Source organism: Neorhizobium sp. CSC1952 (genome assembly GCF_030378245.1).
GTDB lineage: Bacteria > Pseudomonadota > Alphaproteobacteria > Rhizobiales > Rhizobiaceae > Neorhizobium > Neorhizobium oryzae_A.
In genome coordinates, this window is the sequence record NZ_CP128416.1 from 4,228,839 (window position 1) to 4,246,639 (window position 17,801).

General features: G+C 63.0%; 21 protein-coding genes. 10 read left to right on the forward strand and 11 right to left on the reverse strand.

The window, feature by feature from the left end; all coding sequences use genetic code 11:
* Window positions 1-32 precede the first annotated feature (32 nt).
* The gene (locus tag QTA58_RS20435; protein ID WP_085425111.1) at window positions 33-470 is read left to right on the forward strand and encodes a DUF1489 family protein; all 438 of its coding nucleotides are present in this window, start codon (window positions 33-35) and stop codon (window positions 468-470) included.
* A gap of 32 nt (window positions 471-502) precedes the next feature.
* Here QTA58_RS20435 and QTA58_RS20440 read toward each other — a convergent pair whose 3' ends face one another.
* The 3 genes from QTA58_RS20440 to QTA58_RS20450 all read right to left on the reverse strand — a co-directional run bounded on the left by QTA58_RS20440 (window position 503) and on the right by QTA58_RS20450 (window position 3,284).
* Complete coding sequence (locus QTA58_RS20440) at window positions 503-730, reverse strand: hypothetical protein (RefSeq protein WP_234811340.1); 228 nt, start codon at window positions 728-730, stop codon at window positions 503-505.
* Window positions 731-859: 129 nt separating this feature from the next.
* Entirely contained in the window at window positions 860-2,395 is a 1,536-nt protein-coding gene (locus QTA58_RS20445) for a D-alanyl-D-alanine carboxypeptidase (protein WP_289670534.1), read from the reverse strand.
* Window positions 2,396-2,549: 154 nt separating this feature from the next.
* Window positions 2,550-3,284, reverse strand: coding sequence for a hypothetical protein (locus QTA58_RS20450; RefSeq protein WP_289670535.1), 735 nt, complete (start codon window positions 3,282-3,284; stop codon window positions 2,550-2,552).
* A gap of 164 nt (window positions 3,285-3,448) precedes the next feature.
* On the opposite strand from QTA58_RS20450, the gene QTA58_RS20455 reads away from it, so the two are divergent.
* Entirely contained in the window at window positions 3,449-3,814 is a 366-nt protein-coding gene (locus QTA58_RS20455) for a VOC family protein (protein ID WP_085424473.1), read from the forward strand.
* A 38-nt stretch (window positions 3,815-3,852) separates the two neighbouring features.
* Here QTA58_RS20455 and QTA58_RS20460 read toward each other — a convergent pair whose 3' ends face one another.
* The 3 genes from QTA58_RS20460 to QTA58_RS20470 all read right to left on the reverse strand — a co-directional run bounded on the left by QTA58_RS20460 (window position 3,853) and on the right by QTA58_RS20470 (window position 6,296).
* The gene (locus QTA58_RS20460) at window positions 3,853-4,464 is read right to left on the reverse strand and encodes a transglutaminase-like cysteine peptidase (protein ID WP_085424472.1); all 612 of its coding nucleotides are present in this window, start codon (window positions 4,462-4,464) and stop codon (window positions 3,853-3,855) included.
* A gap of 521 nt (window positions 4,465-4,985) precedes the next feature.
* Window positions 4,986-5,597, reverse strand: a complete 612-nt coding sequence (locus tag QTA58_RS20465) for a PilZ domain-containing protein (RefSeq protein WP_289670538.1) — start codon at window positions 5,595-5,597, stop codon at window positions 4,986-4,988.
* Window positions 5,598-5,699: 102 nt separating this feature from the next.
* Window positions 5,700-6,296: a PAS domain-containing protein gene (locus tag QTA58_RS20470; protein ID WP_289670540.1), complete on the reverse strand. Its 597-nt coding sequence runs from the start codon at window positions 6,294-6,296 to the stop codon at window positions 5,700-5,702.
* Between the two features lie 222 nt (window positions 6,297-6,518).
* Here QTA58_RS20470 and QTA58_RS20475 point away from each other — a divergent pair, with 222 nt between their 5' ends.
* Both QTA58_RS20475 and QTA58_RS20480 read left to right on the forward strand, forming a co-directional pair.
* Window positions 6,519-7,277, forward strand: a complete 759-nt coding sequence (locus QTA58_RS20475) for a rhomboid family intramembrane serine protease (RefSeq protein WP_085424469.1) — start codon at window positions 6,519-6,521, stop codon at window positions 7,275-7,277.
* A 119-nt stretch (window positions 7,278-7,396) separates the two neighbouring features.
* Window positions 7,397-7,831 (forward strand): CBS domain-containing protein, encoded by a 435-nt coding sequence (locus tag QTA58_RS20480; RefSeq protein ID WP_085424468.1) that lies wholly within the window; start codon window positions 7,397-7,399, stop codon window positions 7,829-7,831.
* A gap of 44 nt (window positions 7,832-7,875) precedes the next feature.
* On the opposite strand, the gene QTA58_RS20485 is transcribed toward QTA58_RS20480, so the two are convergent.
* The 3 genes from QTA58_RS20485 to folE form a co-directional block, all read right to left on the reverse strand.
* Window positions 7,876-8,832: a patatin-like phospholipase family protein gene (locus QTA58_RS20485; protein ID WP_085424467.1), complete on the reverse strand. Its 957-nt coding sequence runs from the start codon at window positions 8,830-8,832 to the stop codon at window positions 7,876-7,878.
* A gap of 107 nt (window positions 8,833-8,939) precedes the next feature.
* On the reverse strand, window positions 8,940-9,401 hold the full coding sequence (gene hisI / locus QTA58_RS20490) for a phosphoribosyl-AMP cyclohydrolase (protein ID WP_289670543.1): 462 nt from the start codon (window positions 9,399-9,401) through the stop codon (window positions 8,940-8,942).
* A gap of 15 nt (window positions 9,402-9,416) precedes the next feature.
* Window positions 9,417-10,031, reverse strand: a complete 615-nt coding sequence (gene folE, locus QTA58_RS20495; RefSeq protein WP_085424465.1) for a GTP cyclohydrolase I FolE — start codon at window positions 10,029-10,031, stop codon at window positions 9,417-9,419.
* Between the two features lie 285 nt (window positions 10,032-10,316).
* Between folE and QTA58_RS20500 the strand changes: the two genes are divergently transcribed.
* The 3 genes from QTA58_RS20500 to thrS all read left to right on the forward strand — a co-directional run bounded on the left by QTA58_RS20500 (window position 10,317) and on the right by thrS (window position 13,524).
* On the forward strand, window positions 10,317-10,760 hold the full coding sequence (locus tag QTA58_RS20500; protein ID WP_085424464.1) for an iron-sulfur cluster assembly scaffold protein: 444 nt from the start codon (window positions 10,317-10,319) through the stop codon (window positions 10,758-10,760).
* Between the two features lie 253 nt (window positions 10,761-11,013).
* The gene (yidD, locus tag QTA58_RS20505) at window positions 11,014-11,373 is read left to right on the forward strand and encodes a membrane protein insertion efficiency factor YidD (RefSeq protein ID WP_289670545.1); all 360 of its coding nucleotides are present in this window, start codon (window positions 11,014-11,016) and stop codon (window positions 11,371-11,373) included.
* A 129-nt stretch (window positions 11,374-11,502) separates the two neighbouring features.
* Window positions 11,503-13,524 (forward strand): threonine--tRNA ligase, encoded by a 2,022-nt coding sequence (gene thrS / locus QTA58_RS20510; RefSeq protein WP_289670546.1) that lies wholly within the window; start codon window positions 11,503-11,505, stop codon window positions 13,522-13,524.
* 86 nt (window positions 13,525-13,610) lie between these two features.
* Here the strand turns inward: thrS and QTA58_RS20515 are convergent, their stop codons facing one another.
* Complete coding sequence (locus tag QTA58_RS20515; protein ID WP_085424461.1) at window positions 13,611-14,603, reverse strand: hypothetical protein; 993 nt, start codon at window positions 14,601-14,603, stop codon at window positions 13,611-13,613.
* Window positions 14,604-14,711: 108 nt separating this feature from the next.
* Here QTA58_RS20515 and QTA58_RS20520 point away from each other — a divergent pair, with 108 nt between their 5' ends.
* On the forward strand, window positions 14,712-15,293 hold the full coding sequence (locus tag QTA58_RS20520) for a nitroreductase (protein ID WP_289670547.1): 582 nt from the start codon (window positions 14,712-14,714) through the stop codon (window positions 15,291-15,293).
* Complete coding sequence (locus QTA58_RS20525) at window positions 15,293-15,907, forward strand: flavin reductase family protein (protein ID WP_289670549.1); 615 nt, start codon at window positions 15,293-15,295, stop codon at window positions 15,905-15,907. Before QTA58_RS20520 ends, QTA58_RS20525 begins: the two co-directional genes overlap by 1 nt.
* Here the strand turns inward: QTA58_RS20525 and QTA58_RS20530 are convergent.
* Entirely contained in the window at window positions 15,847-16,458 is a 612-nt protein-coding gene (locus QTA58_RS20530; protein WP_289670551.1) for a hypothetical protein, read from the reverse strand. The genes QTA58_RS20525 and QTA58_RS20530 overlap by 61 nt on opposite strands.
* Before the next feature lie 210 nt (window positions 16,459-16,668).
* On the opposite strand from QTA58_RS20530, the gene QTA58_RS20535 reads away from it, so the two are divergent.
* Window positions 16,669-17,796, forward strand: a complete 1,128-nt coding sequence (locus QTA58_RS20535) for a DUF2336 domain-containing protein (protein ID WP_289670553.1) — start codon at window positions 16,669-16,671, stop codon at window positions 17,794-17,796.
* Window positions 17,797-17,801 lie beyond the last annotated feature (5 nt).

Here is a 17,801-nt window from a genome sequence, read left to right on the forward strand (position 1 = left end):
ACGCGCGGCCCGGTTGGGTCTTGAACCAGAAGATGGCTCTACATCTGATCAAACTCTGCGTCGGCGCGGACTCGATCCAGGACCTCCGGGACTGGGTGGCCGAACGGTCGCTCAACGCGATTGCCGCCGGCCTCGAACCGCACAGCACGCATACCACCCGCATGGTGCCGAAGCGCGTCGACGAACTTCTGGAAAACGGTTCGCTCTACTGGGTGATCAAGGGCCAGGTCATGGCGCGCCAGAAGCTTCTGAATATCGAGACGTTCACGGGCGGCGACGGAATTCAGCGCTGCCATCTGGTCCTCGGGCCGGAAGTCATCGAGACCGCGCCGCAGCCGAAGCGGCCGTTTCAGGGATGGCGCTACCTGAAGGACGAGGAGGCGCCGCGCGACCTCGGCAAACTCGGAGAAGGCGTTGCGGCGCTGCCGGAAGAGCTTCGGCGCGAACTCGCCGAGCTCGGGTTGCTGTAGGGCATTTCAAAGCGAGTTTGAAACAATCCCGATCAGCGAAGCTTGAGGCGGACCGGCGCGCGGCCGGAACGGATGCCGATATGCAGGTGGATATGCGCTTCCGGCTGGGAATGGCGCCAGGCGCGGGCGCCGTGGCTGAGCAGCATGGCGACCAGATCGCGCGTCTTTTCCTTGGAGCGGCTGAGCCCCAGACCGGCGAGCCGCATGGCCGCTTCATGAAGCGGATTGAGAGCAACACCCTTGGCCCTGCTTTTCGGCATGGCCGTCAAGGCGAAGTCCACACTGTTTTCATTCACTGCCATCGGAAACCCCGTCTACGCGTTACTTTCGAGATTCCACCGCGCCGGCGAACCGGCGCAGATATTTTCGTATCGAGCGCTCTCCGCCGCTCACTGGAGCGAGGCCCAGCAGCTGATGCCCTTCTTCTTGAGGGCGTTGCAGGCATCCACGGCCGTCTTCTGGTCGTCGAAGCCGCCGAAGCGGGCGCGGTAAATCTGTTCGCCATTGTTGTTGAAGGCGACGGTGAAGGGTTTGGCGGAACGCAGTACCTTGCCGCCCTTATCCTGCGCATTCTGCAGGAGATCCTGAGCCATTTTCGGATTGGGCGAGACGCCGATCTGGATCACCCAGCCGCTCGGCGTCACCGAAGCCGCCGCCCTGGTCGAGGCCGTGGTGACGTCATCGACGGTCGATCTGCCGGTACGGCGGGCGACGACGTTTTCCGTGCGCTCCGGGATATACTCGGGCGCGGGGGTCGGCACGGCTGCGACACCGGCCATCGCCGTATTCATCGCCTGGGTAATGACCTTCTTCTGAGCCGGCTCGGCGGCATAGGCGGAGGCGACTGCCGGAGCAGGTGCAGCGGCCGCAGCGGCCGGCTGTTCGCCATAGCGTGCGCCGGGCATCGGGCCGCTGTTCGGCAGGTCGAGAGCGGCCATCTGGCGCGCATCGGACTGTGCAGCCGCGACAGCCGAAGCGGACCTGACCGGCGCTGCGGGAACGGGCGCTGCAGCAGCCGGAGCCTGGGCGATCAGGTTGCCGCTGCCGCCGCGCGAAGCCTTCGGCAGATATTCGGCGACGAGCTTTCGCATCGTGGCGTCGCGAGCGGCGCTGGAGCGTCCGCCAAGCACGATGGCGACGATCGAACGTCCATCGAGCTGGGCGGAGGTCGCGAGATTGCTGCCGGCGGCACGGGTATAGCCCGTCTTGATGCCGTCGACGCCCTTCACGTTGCCGACCAGGCGATTGTGATTGCCGATCACCTGCTTGCCGAAGTTGAAGCTGCGGATGCCGAAATAACCATAATATTGCGGAAAGTGCTGACGAAGCGCCATGCCAAGCCGGGCCTGGTCGCGGGCCGTCGTCATCTGGGCGGTATTCGGCAGGCCGTGGGCATTGCGGTAGGTGGTCCGCGTCATGCCGAGCGCCCGGGCCTTGCGGGTCATGATCTGGGCGAAACGGTCCTCGGAACCGCCGAGGAATTCGCCCAGCGCGGTGGCGATATCGTTGGCGGATCGGGTGACGAGCGCGCGGATCGCCTGGTCGACCGTCACGGAACCGCCGGCGCGGACGCCCAATTTCGAGGGCGGTTCGGCAGCGGCATTGCCGGACACCGGCACTTTCGTATCGAGACCGATACGACCCGCTTCAAGCGCCTCGAAAGTGAGGTAAAGCGTCATCATCTTGGTGAGCGATGCGGGATAACGCAGGCCGTCCGCGTCTTCGGCATAGAGGACCTTGCCGGTACTGGCGTCGACCACGATCCCGGCATATTTCGGGGCAGCCTCCGCAGGCGCCGAGAAGATGGAAACCGCCAGAACCAGGGTGAAGAGATAACCGAGAAAACGTCCCGGAACCGTTGTGCCATCCTTGGAAAAGGAGGCGAGTAACATCGTTTTCGACACTGCCGCACTCATCGCTTGCATCACATTTACCACGCCCGGACGCGCCCCCGTCACGGCCGCAGTCCCAAATCTAGGGGAATAGCGTTACCAAGAGGTTTATGATGAACAGCAGCTTGCTTGGATATGCTGCATTTTAAGCATCAGCCTAGACATCAACCCGACCCGTCCGTGGTGGCTATTTCGCCAGCCGGGTTTCGACAAAAAGCCGAACTGCGGCATCAATATGTTGCCAGTCCTTCAGAAGCGCGCTGGAAAAGCGGTAGAGTACCGTCAGGTCCTGACCGATATGGATGTCGCGCTGGCAATCTCCGCTGGTCGGTTTCCCGCCGGGGCCGGGGAGAAGGCAGCGCACGACATAGTCCGGGGCATCCGGCCTCGATGCCGTCAACACGATCTCGTTACCGTAGCCGGAATCGGGCCGCAGCCGGTGCAGCGTCAGCCCGAAATTCACCGGCTGCGGCCCGCCCTCGAAGAGCTTGGAATAGATGGGTTCCAGACGGCCGGACATGTCCCGCGACATCGTGCTTTGCGATAACTGCAGGAAAATCAACGCGGAGGATTGCGCGATATCGTCGAACCGCGGACGCATTTCGGCACTGTAGCCCTTGAGTTCCGGCCAGGTGAGGTAAAGGTCGACGCGTTCGGCGACGCCGCTTTGGCGCTGGTCGCGGAAGCGGATCGTGTTGGCCGGGAGGCTGAGCTCGTCCTGGCCGATCTGGATCAGCAATTCCTCGGTACTGTCCGTATGTCCCGCGAGCGCGATGCGCTGCCCAAACCATTGGCCGCCGACGCCGATCGCGACGGTCAGGACGACGAGAACAGCGATGACCGCCGTCATCCGGTAGAGGAACCGGCTGGAGATCAGCGGGGCCTCTTCGGCTACCGGCGGGGCGGGGGCTGGACCTGCCATGACGCGCGCTCCATGTTCTTACGCTCGGAAAGCTTCGCCGTGCCCGAAATGGAACAGGAACGGGATACGGAACGCGGGCGAGCGATAAGCGGCAATCTGGCGGGTTATCGTTAACGCTTCGTAAACGGCGCCGGCCCGACGGCGGGTTGCGCAGGGAGGAAGAGGTGCAGCTTTTCCATGGAATCAACGTGGTGTCGATTTCCGTCACCGATCTCGAGCGGGCGCGGCTCTTCTACCGGGACACGCTCGGCCTCGGCGAACCGCTTTACGATCTGCCCGACGCCGGGTGGATCGAATTCTCGACGGGAGGCGATGCCAATCTGGCGGTGACGCTGGCAGGGCCGGATTGGGAACCTTCGACGGGAACGACGGTGGTCCTCAACGTCAAGGACTGCCATGCGGCGGTGGACGAACTCCGATGCAGGGGCGTGGCATGCGGGGAACCGGTCGTATTCGACGGTTACGTCGTGTTCGCAAGTTTCCACGACCCCTTCGGCAACCGTCTGCAGATGTGCAGCCCGGCATCTTAGGAGCGGAGACCGGTCGCCGGTTCCCGCTCCTTTGGGGGTTACTGACCGACGGAGCCGACTGCGGTCGCGCGGCCGTCCTGAAGCTTTACCCAGCGGGCCGGATTGTCGCTCGCCTGACGCTTCAGATAGGTATACTCCGTGTCCGACCACAGCATGACCTTGTTGCGCATATTGTCGAGCACGAAGTCGCCGCGGTCGCTGCGCACGGTCAGGACCGCATGGCCCTCGCCATTCGGCTGCAGCACGACGGTGATGAGCAGGTCGGACGGATGAAAGCCCTTCTTCATCAGCATCTTGCGCTTCAGAAGGACGAAGTCCTCGCAATCGCCGACGGTGCGGGGATAGGCCCAGCGCTCCTCGACACCGTAAATCTCCTGATCGGTCATGGGGGTGATCGAGGAATTGACGGTGTAGTTGACGTCCAGCAGCGTCCGCCACTTGTCCTCCGTCAGCGTCATTGGGCCCGCATCCTTATAGGTCGCGGCGCATTCGCTCACATAGGTCTGGCAGAACTCGTAATGGCCGAGCGGCGGGTTGGCCTGGCCGATGACGCGCATGGCGCCGGGCGGCATGGCGAAGGCCTGTCCGGCAGAAAAGATCGCCATGACGGCGGTGACGGCAGCGAGGCCCAGTCCCTTGAGGCAGTTCATTTTCTTGTCTCCCCGTTATGGGAAGAACTGTGCCATGAAGGGCTTGAGCGACCGCAAAATCTCGCAGTAAAATCAATATCTTATTTGAATTCAATTTGCCTAAAAAGCAGCTAGAATACGCTTTGAATTTTCGTCAAACTCGAACAGAATTCGAGCTTAATTTTCATAAAATGCAAGCTATTTGCCCTAGCCCGCGATCCGAAATTTCATTTATCCCACTGGAAATAAACGCTTTTCAAGGAGCGCCCAAAACCGGTTCGGAGTTCGGCGGATACCTCCTCTTGGCGGTGCCGAGCATGGATTATCTCGAAAAGGAGCGCCTCAGCCTGTCTGCGGACAGGGGGTAAAACGGCGGTTCGGGGCGATTTCGGCATCGGAAAAAAGTGCCGAAAGAGCACAAATTTTTTTGAAAAAAGTCCGTTTTGGTACAGGCGAGGGGCATCCGGGGCCTGTCCGATACTGAAACGGCGGCAAGGAACAGGCCTTGCCGGGCAGGCGACGATGCCGGGACAGGGTAGTCCTTAAAGGAATTCCGTCAGCGCTTCGCGCGACTGAACCGAGTTGAACTCGATCGCGACGCCTTCCATGAAGTGCCGCACGACGCGGCCGCGCATATTGCCCAGACGGACGGAGGTGCCGATCGCCGGACGGATGTCGATATCGATCGCCGCACCGGAAAGCGAAAGGTCCATGATGCGGCAGGCATAACGCCGGCCGTCGTCGAGCGCGATCTCGCAGCGGGTGTTGCGCGGCGTCAGGCGATCGTGGCGGCGATCCTCGGGCAGGCCGAGTTCATGCTTGTTGGCGATCCAGGTGAGCTGGGCCGCAAGCTTTTCACGCTTGCGCTCCGTCGCGGCGATCGCCATCGCAAAGCCGTTGTTCGACAGGCCGGTCGCGGCGCCTTCCAGCCGCCCGATATGATCGAGATAGGCGATCACCCGCTCGCCGACGGCAGGGCGGCCGACACAGGCGAACGTGACGTCGCCCGGGGACATGTCCAGCACCGTGCAGGGAAATTCCTCATGGCTCGCCAGCATGAGCCGGCCGGCGATATTGACCGATACCCTCTGGAATGTGCGCGGGGCGGGAATGGTCTGCGTCGACTGAGGCTGGGCCGGCTGAAACGAATACATTTGAGAGGGGCTTTTTCTCTTTGGAAATCCAGCCGAAGAGATAACCCATCGCAGTTAACAAAGATTTTTCGCCGCGGCACGGAAGCGGTTTCTCGAGGCCTTTCAGGATGCCTTGCTCTCGGGGAAGAAACGGGCCGGCAGGAGACGCCGCAGCATCTCGGCAACGCCGTGGCGGTCACCCGTGAGAGACGCTCCGAAAGGTGCGCCATGCCCTTCGAGGAAGGACCAGTTCTCCAGGGACAGGCCGGCGGCGGGGATCCGGGTCGCCGGATATGACGCATCGTGCGGCAAAAGAGCACCGAGAACACGGTCGCTTCCGGCCTCTTCGGCAGAGCGGACCGGCAGCAGCAGCATCTCGTAATCGTGCCGGACGTCGCCGTCCGATATGCCGACATCGAGCAGCGCCGGCTGCTCGTGGCGGATCACGTCATGGACGATCCCGATAGGGGGTCGGCGGTCGTCTTCGAGCCACGCCTCGGCGAAGGCCGCGCCGCGGAATTCCCGGCCGAAGAGATCGCAGATGCGGGTGCCGGCCAGCCGAAAAACAGGACGGCCGTCCGTATCGATCGTCGCGATGAAGAGATGCGGAAGAAGATGGCGCAGCGCCGCAGGATCGATTTCGGTGCGCAGCGGCGCCGCACGATTCCCCCTCAGATCGGTCCAATAGTCGAAAATTCTCCGGCTTGCCTCATTCCGCATTACGTCATCACCTGTCACATTTTGATGCAGGCCGCGCCTCATGCACGACCGTTTCCCGGTTCTCAGCGAAATCCATGCCACGGACGGCGGCTTAGAGTTAAGAAATCCTCAACCGTAAGGGGCCTGTTACACACCACCGTGCGATGCTTTCCTTCGGCGGGCCACTCCTATATGGCTGTCGGAACATTCCGGACGAGGGATGGGAAACGTAAAGGAACGGGCATGGACCGCGAGCCGGACAAGGCGGATGAACGGGAGGAAACGGAGGAGAACGGCAGGTCTTCCCAGCCGGTGTTCAACCTGCCGCAGAGCCTGGTGGTGACGCTGGCGCTGCTTGCCGGCATCTATGTCATCCAGGAATACCTGCTCGACGAGGATGCGCGGGCGTATTTCGTCGTGAATCTCGCCTTCGCGCCGCTGCGATATGCCTATCCGCTGGAAGAGCAGGGCTTTGCCTGGCTCTGGACGCCGGTCACCTATTCGCTCCTGCACGGCAGCATCGAACATCTCCTCTTCAATGCGCTCTGGCTGATGGCTTTCGGAGCGCCGGTCGTCCGGCGCATCGGGACCTTTCGCTACGTGCTGTTCTGGATCCTGTCCGCCGTCGCATCCGCCTTTTTCCATGCCCTGATCAACTGGGGCAACGAAACGCTGCTGATCGGCGCGTCGGGCGTCGTTTCCGCGCTGATGGGCGCCGCCTGCCGCTTCGCCTTTCCGGCACGCCGAGGCTACGACCGGACGCACGGCCATCTCTATCCGCGCCAATCCATCCTCGGCTCCTTCAGGAACCGCACCGTGGTCATCTTCACGGCGATGTGGTTCATCGGCAATCTTTTGATCGCCTTCGGCGTGACGCTGTTCGGGGCGGATATGGGGCCGATCGCCTGGGATGCCCATATCGGCGGCTTCCTGTTCGGCTTCCTGCTCTTCGGCTTCTTCGATCCCGTTCCGCCGAGCCGCATGCCGCTTACACAACCTTGATCTGTTTTTGACCTCGCCCTATCCTTCAAAAGGAGCAGGAAACAATTCCTGCGCGAGGGAACCGCGGCCTTGGGAGGAGGAGCGGCGCCCGAGCCAAGCTTGGTTGCGAGGAGAGAGCCATGGCAATAGTCGTCAAGAACATGCTCGATGCGAAGGGGCGCAATGTGGTGACCGTCGATCCGGACAAGACATTGCTGGATGTCGCAGCGATCCTGAACCAGAACAAGATCGGTGCGGTCGTGGTCACGGGAGCGGAAGGCCGGATCGCCGGCATCTTCACCGAGCGCGACCTGGTGCGCGCGATCGCGGGCAAAGGCCCCGGCGTGCTCGGTCAGCCGGTCAGGTCGGCCATGACCACCAACGTGCAGCGCTGCAAGGAAGAAACGACCGTCGACGAACTGATGGGCATGATGAGCGGCGGGCGCTTCCGCCACGTGCCGGTCGAAAAGGACGGGAAGCTCGCCGGCATCGTTTCGATCGGCGACGTGGTGAAGTCGCGCATCCGCGAGATCGAACTCGAGGCCGAACAGATCAAGGCCTATATCGCCGGCTGATCGTTCGAGGAAGCCTCTCCAACAGGCAAAATCGCCCGCAAAAATCAGCGGGCGAACACTTCTTGCACGCGTTTCAGCGCGGCGATCTGCGACATGGTTTCGTCGTAGCCGCGGTCGATCGCCTCGCCGGCGCGATGAAATTCCGAAAGGCCGATATCGCTCAGACGCGGATGCAGCGCCAGGTCCGGCGGATCGCCGGCAAGCCGGGCCCGCGAGATGCGCTCCTGGATGATGTTGAAGGCCTGCACCATCGTGCCGGTGACCCCGACATGCATCCCGTCTTTCCGGCGGCCGTTATCGACCGGCTGGACGCTGGCATTGTGCTTGACCACCGCCGAGCGGCCGAAGATGTCGTAATTCAGGTTGACCGCGACGACGAGCGGCTGCTCGTAGGCGCGGCAGACGGAGGTCGGGACGGGATTGACGAGCGCACCGTCGACCAGCGTGCGGTTGTTGCAGTTGACCGGTTCGAAAATACCGGGCAGGGCGTAGGACGCGCGCAGCGCCGTAATCAGCGAACCGCTCGAGATCCAGACCTCATGGCCCGTATGGAGCTCGGTCGCAACGGAGACGAAGGGGCGGTCGAGATCCTCGATCGTCAGGCCTTCCAGATGCTCCTGCATGCGCTTGGTGAGCCGCATGCCGCCGAGGAGGCCGCCGCCGCCGATCGTCAGATCCAGAAGGCCGGCGATGCGTCGCATGGTGAGCGAACGGGCGAAATTTTCGAGCGCATCGAGCTTGCCGGCGAGATAGCAGCCGCCGACAAGGGCGCCGATGGACGTGCCGGCGATCATGCCGACCTCGATGCCGGCTTCGTCCAGCGCGCGGAGCACGCCGATATGGGCCCAGCCACGCGCGGCACCGCCGCCGAGGGCGAGGGCAAGTTTTGCTTTGCGGGGGGCTTCGACGATCTGTGGAGGGATGGGGGCCAGAACCTGCGTTCCGCCGGCCTCAGCAGGCGCCGCCTGCGGATCGCGACGATTCCAACTCCAGTTCAGCATCGACAAAAACCTCCAAAGCTGAACAACCCCTGGTTCTGCGGATTAAGCCACCGACAGGTTTCGAAATCGTTTATCCGACGCTTGCGTGTCGAAAAACGGGGCAGTTCTTATTTGGTTCCCCCGTCCGAATAGACGGCATCAGGATCGAAATGGCGTTCGTTGTCGGTGATTTCAAGGACAGCATCGCTGTCACGTTTTCTTACGACCCGATAAAAACAGGAGCGCCGGCCGGTATGGCAGGCGGCATCGTGCCCGGCGACGGAAACCTTCAGCCAGACGGCATCCTGGTCGCAGTCGGTGCGCAGTTCGTGGACGGTCTGGAGATTGCCGGAGGTTTCCCCCTTCTTCCAGATCTTGCGGCGCGAACGACTGTAGTAATGGGCAATCCCGGTCTCGATGGTCAGCGCCAATGCCTCGGCGTCCATATGCGCCACCATCAGCAACTCGCCGTCGCGGATATTCGTGACGACGGCCGTGACCAGTCCGTTCGCATCGAAGCGGGGCGTGAAGGCACCCGCGCCCTCCAGCTCCGCCTTGTCGGCGGAGGGCTTTTCAAAGGTGAGCGGCATTTGAAACTCCGCCGGTCAGCGGTTGCGGACGAGCGTGAAGAAGCGCGCCTGTTCGGCCGCGTTCGTCTTGAATTCGCCGGAGAACGTCGTCGTCATCGTCTGCGAACCCCGCTTCTGGACGCCGCGCATTTCCATGCACATGTGCTCCGCCTCGATCATCACGGCGACGCCGCGCGGCTTCAAGGTTTCCTCGATGGCATTGGCGATCTGCGCCGTCAGGTTTTCCTGGGTCTGCAGACGGCGGCCGAAAATCTCCACGACGCGGGCGATCTTGGAAAGTCCGAGAACGCGGCCTTTCGGCAGATAGGCGACATGCGCCTTGCCGATGATCGGCAGCATGTGGTGTTCGCAATGGGAGAAGAACGGGATGTCGCGCACAAGCACGATATCGTCATAGCCCGAAACTTCCTCGAAGGTGCGGCCGAGGACCTCTTCCGGCGACTGCTCGTAACCGGCAAACAGTTCGCGGTAGGCCGCGGCGACACGCTTCGGCGTATCGAGCAGGCCTTCGCGGGCGGGGTCGTCGCCTGCCCAGCGGAGCAGGACGCGGACGGCTTCCTCGGCCTCCTGCAGCGTGGGACGGGCCTGCTTCTCCTTCGAAGCCGGGAAATTCTTCACAATGGCATCCATCTATCGTCTCCTGATGCGGTTCAAGGCCGCATCCGACTGGCTCTACTCACTGACTGACCAGCACACGGGCAGCCGCGGCTGATTTTTAGGCAATCCGGCGTTATCTGATCCTCGGCGGAGGTTTTTACAAGATATCCTATTCCGATTTCGAGAGGATTTCGTGAAAACATCCTTTCTTGATGATCCGGCCTCCAGATCACATATAATGTCAGGAACCTTTTTATGGTAGCCCGCCGGACGTGACGCTGTGTTCAAACGACGACGGGGCTTAAAGCGCGAGCCGCCATGGACGACATCTACAACAGCAAGATCCTCGAATTCGCCGGCAACATAACCCACGCGGGAAATCTGCCGGATGCGGATGCGAGTTCGGAAAAACATTCGAAGCTCTGCGGCTCCAAGGTACGCGTCTATCTGAAGATGGAGGGCGACACCGTGACCGATTTCGCGCATGAGGTGCGCGCCTGCGCGCTCGGGCAGGCTTCGTCCTCGATCATGGCGCGGCATGTGATCGGCGCCACGGCCGCCGAAATCCGCAAGGCCCGCGAGGACATGCTCGCCATGCTGAAGGAAGACGGCGAGGGGCCGGACGGCCGCTTCGAAGACATGCGCTACCTGAAGCCGGTCAAGGATTACAAGGCCCGCCATCCCTCCACCATGCTGACCTTCGAGGCGGTGGTCGACGCAATCGACCAGATCGAGGCGAAGCAGCTGGCGAAAGTCGGATGAGCAATCAGCCTATGCATACCCCCCTCTGCCCTGCCGGGCATCTCCCCCACAAGGGGGGAGATCACATGGGGAGCCGGCTTCTTTTCGCCTCTTACGTTTCATCCTCAGCAGGGCGCGCCGCCGGCGATAAGGCAAAAGCGATGCGGCTATCCGATCTCCCCCCTTGTGGGGGAGATGCCCGGCAGGGCAGAGGGGGGCCGGATCGGCACGTCGTAAGGGATCGACTGTCATCATCAACAGCGGAGCAAGCGTAATGTGCGACGCTCCGGACTGCGGGCATTCTCAAAGTCAACCAGGCGCCAATCGTTCGCGCAACTGGCCGGGACCGTTCCGCAAGACACCCGGACGGCTCCTCGGCATGGGGCTGATCAGGTTCTATCAACTGACGCTCTCGGGTTTCATCGGCAATGCCTGCCGGCATATCCCGACCTGTTCCGAATACGGCTACGAGGCGGTCGCGCGGCACGGGCTCTGGCCCGGCGGGTGGATGACGTTCTTCCGCGTCGCGCGTTGTGGGCCGGGCGGCACCGGCGGCCTCGATCCCGTGCCGGAGATGTTGGCTGCCCATCAGCACTGGTGGACACCCTGGCGCTACTGGCGGCATCACCCGTAGCCCGCAGCTTTACTAATCGTCCGAAACGCACTATCACGCAGCCCGTTTCGCAGCCGGTCAATTCCGACCCTTTGACCGGCCATTTTGTCACCACCCGCATTCGTTGGCGGGACTGGACAGGAGAAAGACATGTCCCAATCCGTTTCCCTTACATTTCCCGATGGTTCCGTCCGCGCATTCGACGCCGGAACGACCGGCCGTGACGTTGCCGAGAGCATTTCCAAGTCGCTCGCCAAGAAGGCGGTCGCGGTATCCATCAACGGCACCGTGCAGGATCTCGCCGATCCGGTAGCCACGGGGTCGATCGAAATCGTCACCCGCACCGATCCGCGCGCGCTGGAATTGATCCGCCACGACGCCGCCCACGTGATGGCGGAAGCCGTGCAGGAGCTCTGGCCGGGAACGCAGGTCACCATCGGGCCTGTGATCGAGAACGGATTCTATTACGATTTCAAGCGCGTCCATCCCGACACCCGGGAAGACTGGCCCTTCACGCCCGAGGATCTGCCGAGGATCGAGGCGAGGATGAAGGAGATCGTCGCCCGCAACAAGCCGTTCACCAAAGAAGTCTGGCCGCGCGAGAAAGCCCGCAACGTCTTCGCCGACATGGGCGAGGGCTACAAGGTCGAGCTCGTGGACGCGATCCCGGAAGGCCAGGACGTCAAGATCTACCACCAGGGCGACTGGTTCGACCTCTGCCGCGGGCCGCACATGGCGTCGACCGGCCAGATCGGCACGGCCTTCAAGCTGATGAAGGTGGCCGGCGCCTATTGGCGCGGCGATTCGAACAACGCCATGCTGACCCGCATCTACGGCACGGCCTGGGCGAGCCAGGAAGAACTCGACCAGTATCTGCGCGTGCTGGCGGAGGCGGAAAAGCGCGACCACCGCAAGCTCGGCCGGGAAATGGACCTCTATCATTTCCAGGAAGAGGGGCCGGGCGTCGTCTTCTGGCACGGCAAGGGCTGGCGCATGTTCCAGACGCTGACGGCCTATATGCGCCGGCGGCTCGCGGGAACCTACGAAGAGGTCAACGCGCCGCAGGTGCTCGACAAATCGCTGTGGGAGACGTCCGGCCACTGGGGCTGGTACAACGAGAACATGTTCGCGGTGAAATCCGCCCATGCCTTCGTCCATCCGGACGACGAGGAAGCGGACCAGCGCGTCTTCGCGCTCAAGCCGATGAACTGCCCGGGGCACGTGCAGATCTTCAAGCACGGCCTCAAGTCTTACCGAGAACTACCGATAAGACTTGCGGAATTCGGCCTTGTGCATCGCTACGAGCCGTCCGGCGCCCTGCATGGCCTGATGCGCGTGCGCGGCTTCACGCAGGACGACGCCCATATCTTCTGCACCGATGAGCAGATGGCTGCCGAGTGCCTTCGTATCAACGAGCTCATCCTGTCGGTCTACAAGGATTTCGGCTTCGAGGAGATCACCATCAAGCTTTCGACCAGGCCGGACAAGCGCGTCGGAACGGACGAGCTCTGGGACCGTGCCGAAAGCGTGATGACGGATGTGCTGAAGACGATCCAGTCGCAGTCGAACAACATCAAGACCGGCATCCTGCCGGGCGAGGGCGCGTTCTACGGGCCGAAGTTCGAATATACGCTGAAGGATGCGATCGGCCGCGAATGGCAGTGCGGCACGACGCAGGTGGATTTCAACCTGCCGGAACGGTTCGGCGCGTTCTACATCGACCAGAATTCGGAGAAGCGCCAGCCGGTGATGATCCACCGGGCCATCTGCGGCTCGATGGAGCGTTTCCTCGGCATCCTGATCGAGAACTTCGCCGGCCATATGCCGCTGTGGTTCGCGCCGCTGCAGGTCGTGGTGGCGACGATCACCTCGGATGCGGACGACTACGGCCGCGAGGTGGCGGAGGCTCTTCGCGAGGCGGGCATGATCGTCGAGACCGACTTCCGCAACGAAAAGATCAACTACAAGATCCGCGAGCACTCGGTCACCAAGGTGCCGGTCATCATCGTCTGCGGCAAAAAGGAAGCCGAGGAGCGTTCGGTCAACATCCGCCGTCTCGGCTCGCAGGCGCAGACTTCGATGAAGCTCGAGGAAGCCGTCGCTTCGCTTGCCCATGAAGCGACGCCGCCGGACATCCTGCGCCGGCTCGAAGCCAAGAAGGCTGCCGCCTGACAATCCTCGACAGCGCCTGTCGTCACACGGGCGCTGTCTCCCCGGCGATCGGGTCAATCAGGCAGGATGCCGGATATCGGAATCGGCTAATTCCTGTCGCTCAGCGCTTTCGCGGAACCGGCCATTTGCGGCGTCTCGCGCATCAGCACCTCGACCTCGATATTGCGGCCTGCCTTGACCGTAAATTCGCGCTGGTAGATCTTGTTCTTGTTACGGGCGACGGCGAGATATTCGCCCTCCGCCAGAACCATGGTGGAGAAGGCGCTGACGCTTTCGTTGACGATGTCGCCGGCCGCGGTCAGGACCGACCAGGCGGTATCGGCGATGGCTTCGCCGCCCGGCTGGGAGACGAGCTTGAGCGCGATCTGCGCCGCCCGGTGCTGCAGGACCGCCTGGGTGAGCTTGCCGGCCTCCACCTGGATGTCGGCCCGGACGACCGCGTTGACGTCGCCATATTCCGAAACGACGTGATAGGTGCCCGCATTGAGCCGGACGACGGTGTTCGGCTTGACGTCGGACATCACCAGCGCCCGGTCGCCGTTTTCCCTGACTTCCGACGAATAGATGGAAAAGCTCAGTTCGTTGGGCGGAATGCGCTGGTCGGCGCCGGCCACGGCATTCAGCACGAAGCCGCCTGCGTCGAGCACCAGCGTCTGCTTCGGAACGCTGCCGTCCGCGGGGACGGTAAGCTTCTTGGTGACGCCGGCGCGGCCGAAGGCGCAATTGACGAAATAGTCGCCGGGCATGAGCTGGAAGGCCGCCGAGCCCCCCTCGGAACTGGCAACCAGGGGCAGCTTGCCGTCATCGCCGGCAATCGGGCTGAAGACGCGCCAGGCGAGGCCTTCCTGCATCACCTCGCCGTCGGCGGTCAGCCTGGCGTCGAACAGCACGTCCTTGGCAGCCGTGCCGGCGGGACCGGCCGGTACGGCGGAAAAGGCATTGAGCTTCGGCATCTTGCCGGTGCTGTCGAGCTGGCGGAAGCTCTTGAAGGCGTCTTCCTGGGCAAACGCGCTGAAGGCAGAGCCAAGAATCAGCGCTCCTGCCAAGGTCCAGCGTAGCCCAAAGGAAGTGCCTGACATCTGTTCTGTACCGGTTGACTCTTCTTTTTCGAGACTGCACTTGAAGACCAATGCCAAGGCAATTTCAAGACCTCGCCACCGCACAAGCCCCAAAAGAAAGTTTTGACCATGCAAAATGATGTTAAACTCACCGATTTTCTGCGCGACAGGCATTCCACACCGGTTGCCCAGATCAAGGAGCCGGGGCCGTCGCAGGAGGAGCTGGAGGCGATTCTGACCTTCGCGACGCGCGTTCCGGACCACGGCAAGCTGGCGCCCTGGCGTCTGGTGGTCTATCGCGGCGCGGTGCGGAAGCGGCTCGGCGAACAATTCCTGGCGCTGGCGCTGAAGAAGACGCCCGACATGGCGGAAGCCGCCAGGGAAGCGGAGCTGACGCGGTTTTCGCGTGCGCCGCTGGTGGTGGCAGTCGTCAGCACCGCTGCGCCGCACGTCAAAATTCCCGAATGGGAGCAGGTGCTTTCCGCCGGCGCGCTCTGCTTCAACATGCTGATGGCGGCGAACGCCCACGGCTATGTCGCCAACTGGCGTACCGAATGGGTCGCCTATGACGACGAGGCACTCGCTCTGCTCGGCATCAAGCCCGGCGAGAAGGTCGCAGGCTTCATTCATATCGGTTCGAGCGATTTCCCGACGCCCGACCGTCCGCGGCCGGTGCTTTCCGAGATCGTCACCTACGCGGGCGAAGCGTGATGTTCTACACGACCGACACCAACCAGCACGGGCTGAGGCACGACCCCTTCAAGGCGATCGTCGCGCCGCGGCCGATCGGCTGGATCGGCACGAAGGGCAGGGACGGATCGCTGAATCTCTCGCCCTATTCCTTCTTCAACGCCGTCTCCGACCGGCCGAAGCTGGTGATGTTCTCCTCCAGCGGACGCAAGCACAGCCTGAAGAACGCGGAGGAGACCGGCGTCTTCACAGCCAGCCTTGCAAGCCGTCACCTCGCCGAAAAGGTGAACGCCTCCTCGGCGGCGGTCGCCTATGGGGTCAGCGAATTCGACCTGGCGGAGCTGACGGCGAAGATGGCCGAGCTGATCGACGCGCCCTACGTCGCGGAAGCCTATACGGCGCTCGAGTGCCGGGTCACCGAAATAATCCAGCCGAAGGGTCTGGACGGCGAGGAGGCCGAGGCCTTCATAGTATTCGGGCAGGTGATCGGCATCCATATCAGCGAGGAAATCCTTCGCAACGGCCGGATCGACATGAGCCTTGCCCGGCCGATCGCGCGCATGGGCTATCGGGACTATGCCGACGGAGGTTCCGACGTCTTCGAAATGGTGCGGCCGACGGGCGCAGAAGCCTGATCTGCAAAAACATGATTAATGATCGGAATTTGGCGGCTTTGCCGGCTGAGCTTGCCGGCAAAGCCGTTTTCGCGCGCGGCAAGGCATTCGGACCGGAAGGCGGCATCGTCGCCAGTCGGTGAAACGGCATCCAGGGCCACGACGTCGGCGGCGGAGGCGGCGAGCCCGATCGTGGCGCGGGCGAGGCGGGCGGTATCCGACAGCGGACCGCCCTGGGCTTCCCACCCGATGCCCCGAAGGCGCCTGCTGCAGCGCTCGAAGCTGGCAGCCGCAAGCATGCCGGCGGCATTGGCCAGAGCGACAATCGCCGTGCCGCCGGGGGCGTGGCCACCCCGTATCTCCTCGACCCGGAGGATCACATCCAACCTCTGAACCTCGGCACCGCTGTGCGCTCCGGAAAGAAAGACCGAGACCGCGCCCGCCCGAACTGCATTCCCGGCAGCGGTCTCTGTTCGTCCAGAGAGGAAGGGAGGCAAAAGGAACGAGAGCGGCTGGTCCGGCTCCATATCCGACCACGCTTTGGAAAATTCCGAAACCGCCTGCCACGACACGGACGAGCCCGTGAGATCGAGCAGGATCCTGTCCGCGCCGGCCGACTGGACCGCTGCCGGGGCGGCCGACGGTTCGACGATCAGCCAGGAACGTGATTTCAAAGACTTCGGCATGATTAACAAACGTGGTGAACCAATCTTAAACTTTTCCGCCCTAGTGTAGGCCTCAACCGGTCAGGTGTTTACTGGCATGTGTTATCGGGGCTGGGTGTGATCGTACAAGCATTTCTTCGTTGGGCGGAAACCGCAAGGGTGGCCGACAGGGCCAAGGCTGCCAATGCGCTGGGGCGAGCCTATCTCCACTCGCCGATGGCGGGAGAGCAGCACCGGGCCGCTGCGCTCGCTATGACCTATCTGCTCGACGATCCTTCGCCGCGCGTGCGGCTGGCTCTGGCCGAAGCGCTTGCCGATTCGCCCGATGCGCCGCGCGCGGTCATCGTCTCGCTTGCCGAGGATCAGCCGGAAATCGCCTGCACCGTGATCACCCGTTCGCCTGTGCTGACCGAAAGCGACCTCGTGGATCTCGCCGGGCGGGGCGACAACCTGACCCGCGGACTGATCGCCGCGCGGCCCCTTCTTTCGCGCGGCGTCGCTGCCGCGATCGCCGAGATCGGCGACGAGGCGGAGGTGGCCATCCTGCTCGAAAACGAAACCGCTTCGATCACCCGCGTTTCGCTGCGGCGGATCGCCGAGCGGTTCGGGGATCGCAGCGACATCCGCAACCTGCTGCTGGAGCAGGAGAACCTGCCTGCGGATGCTCGCCATATGCTCGTCAGCCATATCACGGCGGCGCTGGCGAATTCCGGTCTGGTACGCACCATCATGGCGCCGGCGCGGATCGACCGGGTGACCCGCGAAGCCGGCGAGGCGGCCACCGTCGCGATCGCCGGCACGGTGCCACAGGAGGAGATTGCCGGGCTGGTCGAGCACCTGCGGACGGCGGGGCGTCTCACCCCCGCTTTCCTGATCCACACGCTCTGCACCGGCAAGGTGGATTTCTTCGCCGGTGCGATGGTATCGCTCTCCGGTCTCGACGACCGCCGCGTGCGGGCGATCCTTGCCACCGGCCGCATGCATGCGGTGCGGGCGCTCTTCGAAGCCACGGGCCTTGGCCGCGATATCGCCGTCGTCTTCGTCGAAGCGGTTCTCCTCTGGAGAAAGGCTGCGGCAAGCGGCGTACCCGGCGGCATATCGGCCCGGCTGCTTGAAAGATATCACCGGCCGGGCATGCCGCTCTCGCCGGTTTCCGAGCTTCTCGACATGGTCGAGAAACTGCACCGGATGGAAGTGCGGTTCAGCGCGCGGTCTTACGCGAGCGACCTCTTCCTGGCGGCGTGAGCCGG

What these genes read in the sequence shown, in the direction of transcription:
- QTA58_RS20435 (WP_085425111.1), top strand. Translation starts at nt 33, where the DNA reads ATGGCTCTACATCTGATCAAACTCTGCGTCGGCGCGGACTCGATCCAG.
- QTA58_RS20440 (WP_234811340.1), bottom strand. Translation starts at nt 730, where the DNA reads ATGCCGAAAAGCAGGGCCAAGGGTGTTGCTCTCAATCCGCTTCATGAA.
- QTA58_RS20445 (WP_289670534.1), bottom strand. Translation starts at nt 2,395, where the DNA reads ATGCAAGCGATGAGTGCGGCAGTGTCGAAAACGATGTTACTCGCCTCC.
- QTA58_RS20450 (WP_289670535.1), bottom strand. Translation starts at nt 3,284, where the DNA reads ATGGCAGGTCCAGCCCCCGCCCCGCCGGTAGCCGAAGAGGCCCCGCTG.
- QTA58_RS20460 (WP_085424472.1), bottom strand. Translation starts at nt 4,464, where the DNA reads ATGAACTGCCTCAAGGGACTGGGCCTCGCTGCCGTCACCGCCGTCATG.
- QTA58_RS20465 (WP_289670538.1), bottom strand. Translation starts at nt 5,597, where the DNA reads ATGTATTCGTTTCAGCCGGCCCAGCCTCAGTCGACGCAGACCATTCCC.
- QTA58_RS20470 (WP_289670540.1), bottom strand. Translation starts at nt 6,296, where the DNA reads ATGCGGAATGAGGCAAGCCGGAGAATTTTCGACTATTGGACCGATCTG.
- QTA58_RS20475 (WP_085424469.1), top strand. Translation starts at nt 6,519, where the DNA reads ATGGACCGCGAGCCGGACAAGGCGGATGAACGGGAGGAAACGGAGGAG.
- QTA58_RS20480 (WP_085424468.1), top strand. Translation starts at nt 7,397, where the DNA reads ATGGCAATAGTCGTCAAGAACATGCTCGATGCGAAGGGGCGCAATGTG.
- QTA58_RS20485 (WP_085424467.1), bottom strand. Translation starts at nt 8,832, where the DNA reads ATGCTGAACTGGAGTTGGAATCGTCGCGATCCGCAGGCGGCGCCTGCT.
- hisI (WP_289670543.1), bottom strand. Translation starts at nt 9,401, where the DNA reads ATGCCGCTCACCTTTGAAAAGCCCTCCGCCGACAAGGCGGAGCTGGAG.
- folE (WP_085424465.1), bottom strand. Translation starts at nt 10,031, where the DNA reads ATGGATGCCATTGTGAAGAATTTCCCGGCTTCGAAGGAGAAGCAGGCC.
- QTA58_RS20500 (WP_085424464.1), top strand. Translation starts at nt 10,317, where the DNA reads ATGGACGACATCTACAACAGCAAGATCCTCGAATTCGCCGGCAACATA.
- yidD (WP_289670545.1), top strand. Translation starts at nt 11,014, where the DNA reads ATGTGCGACGCTCCGGACTGCGGGCATTCTCAAAGTCAACCAGGCGCC.
- thrS (WP_289670546.1), top strand. Translation starts at nt 11,503, where the DNA reads ATGTCCCAATCCGTTTCCCTTACATTTCCCGATGGTTCCGTCCGCGCA.
- QTA58_RS20515 (WP_085424461.1), bottom strand. Translation starts at nt 14,603, where the DNA reads ATGTCAGGCACTTCCTTTGGGCTACGCTGGACCTTGGCAGGAGCGCTG.
- QTA58_RS20520 (WP_289670547.1), top strand. Translation starts at nt 14,712, where the DNA reads ATGCAAAATGATGTTAAACTCACCGATTTTCTGCGCGACAGGCATTCC.
- QTA58_RS20525 (WP_289670549.1), top strand. Translation starts at nt 15,293, where the DNA reads ATGTTCTACACGACCGACACCAACCAGCACGGGCTGAGGCACGACCCC.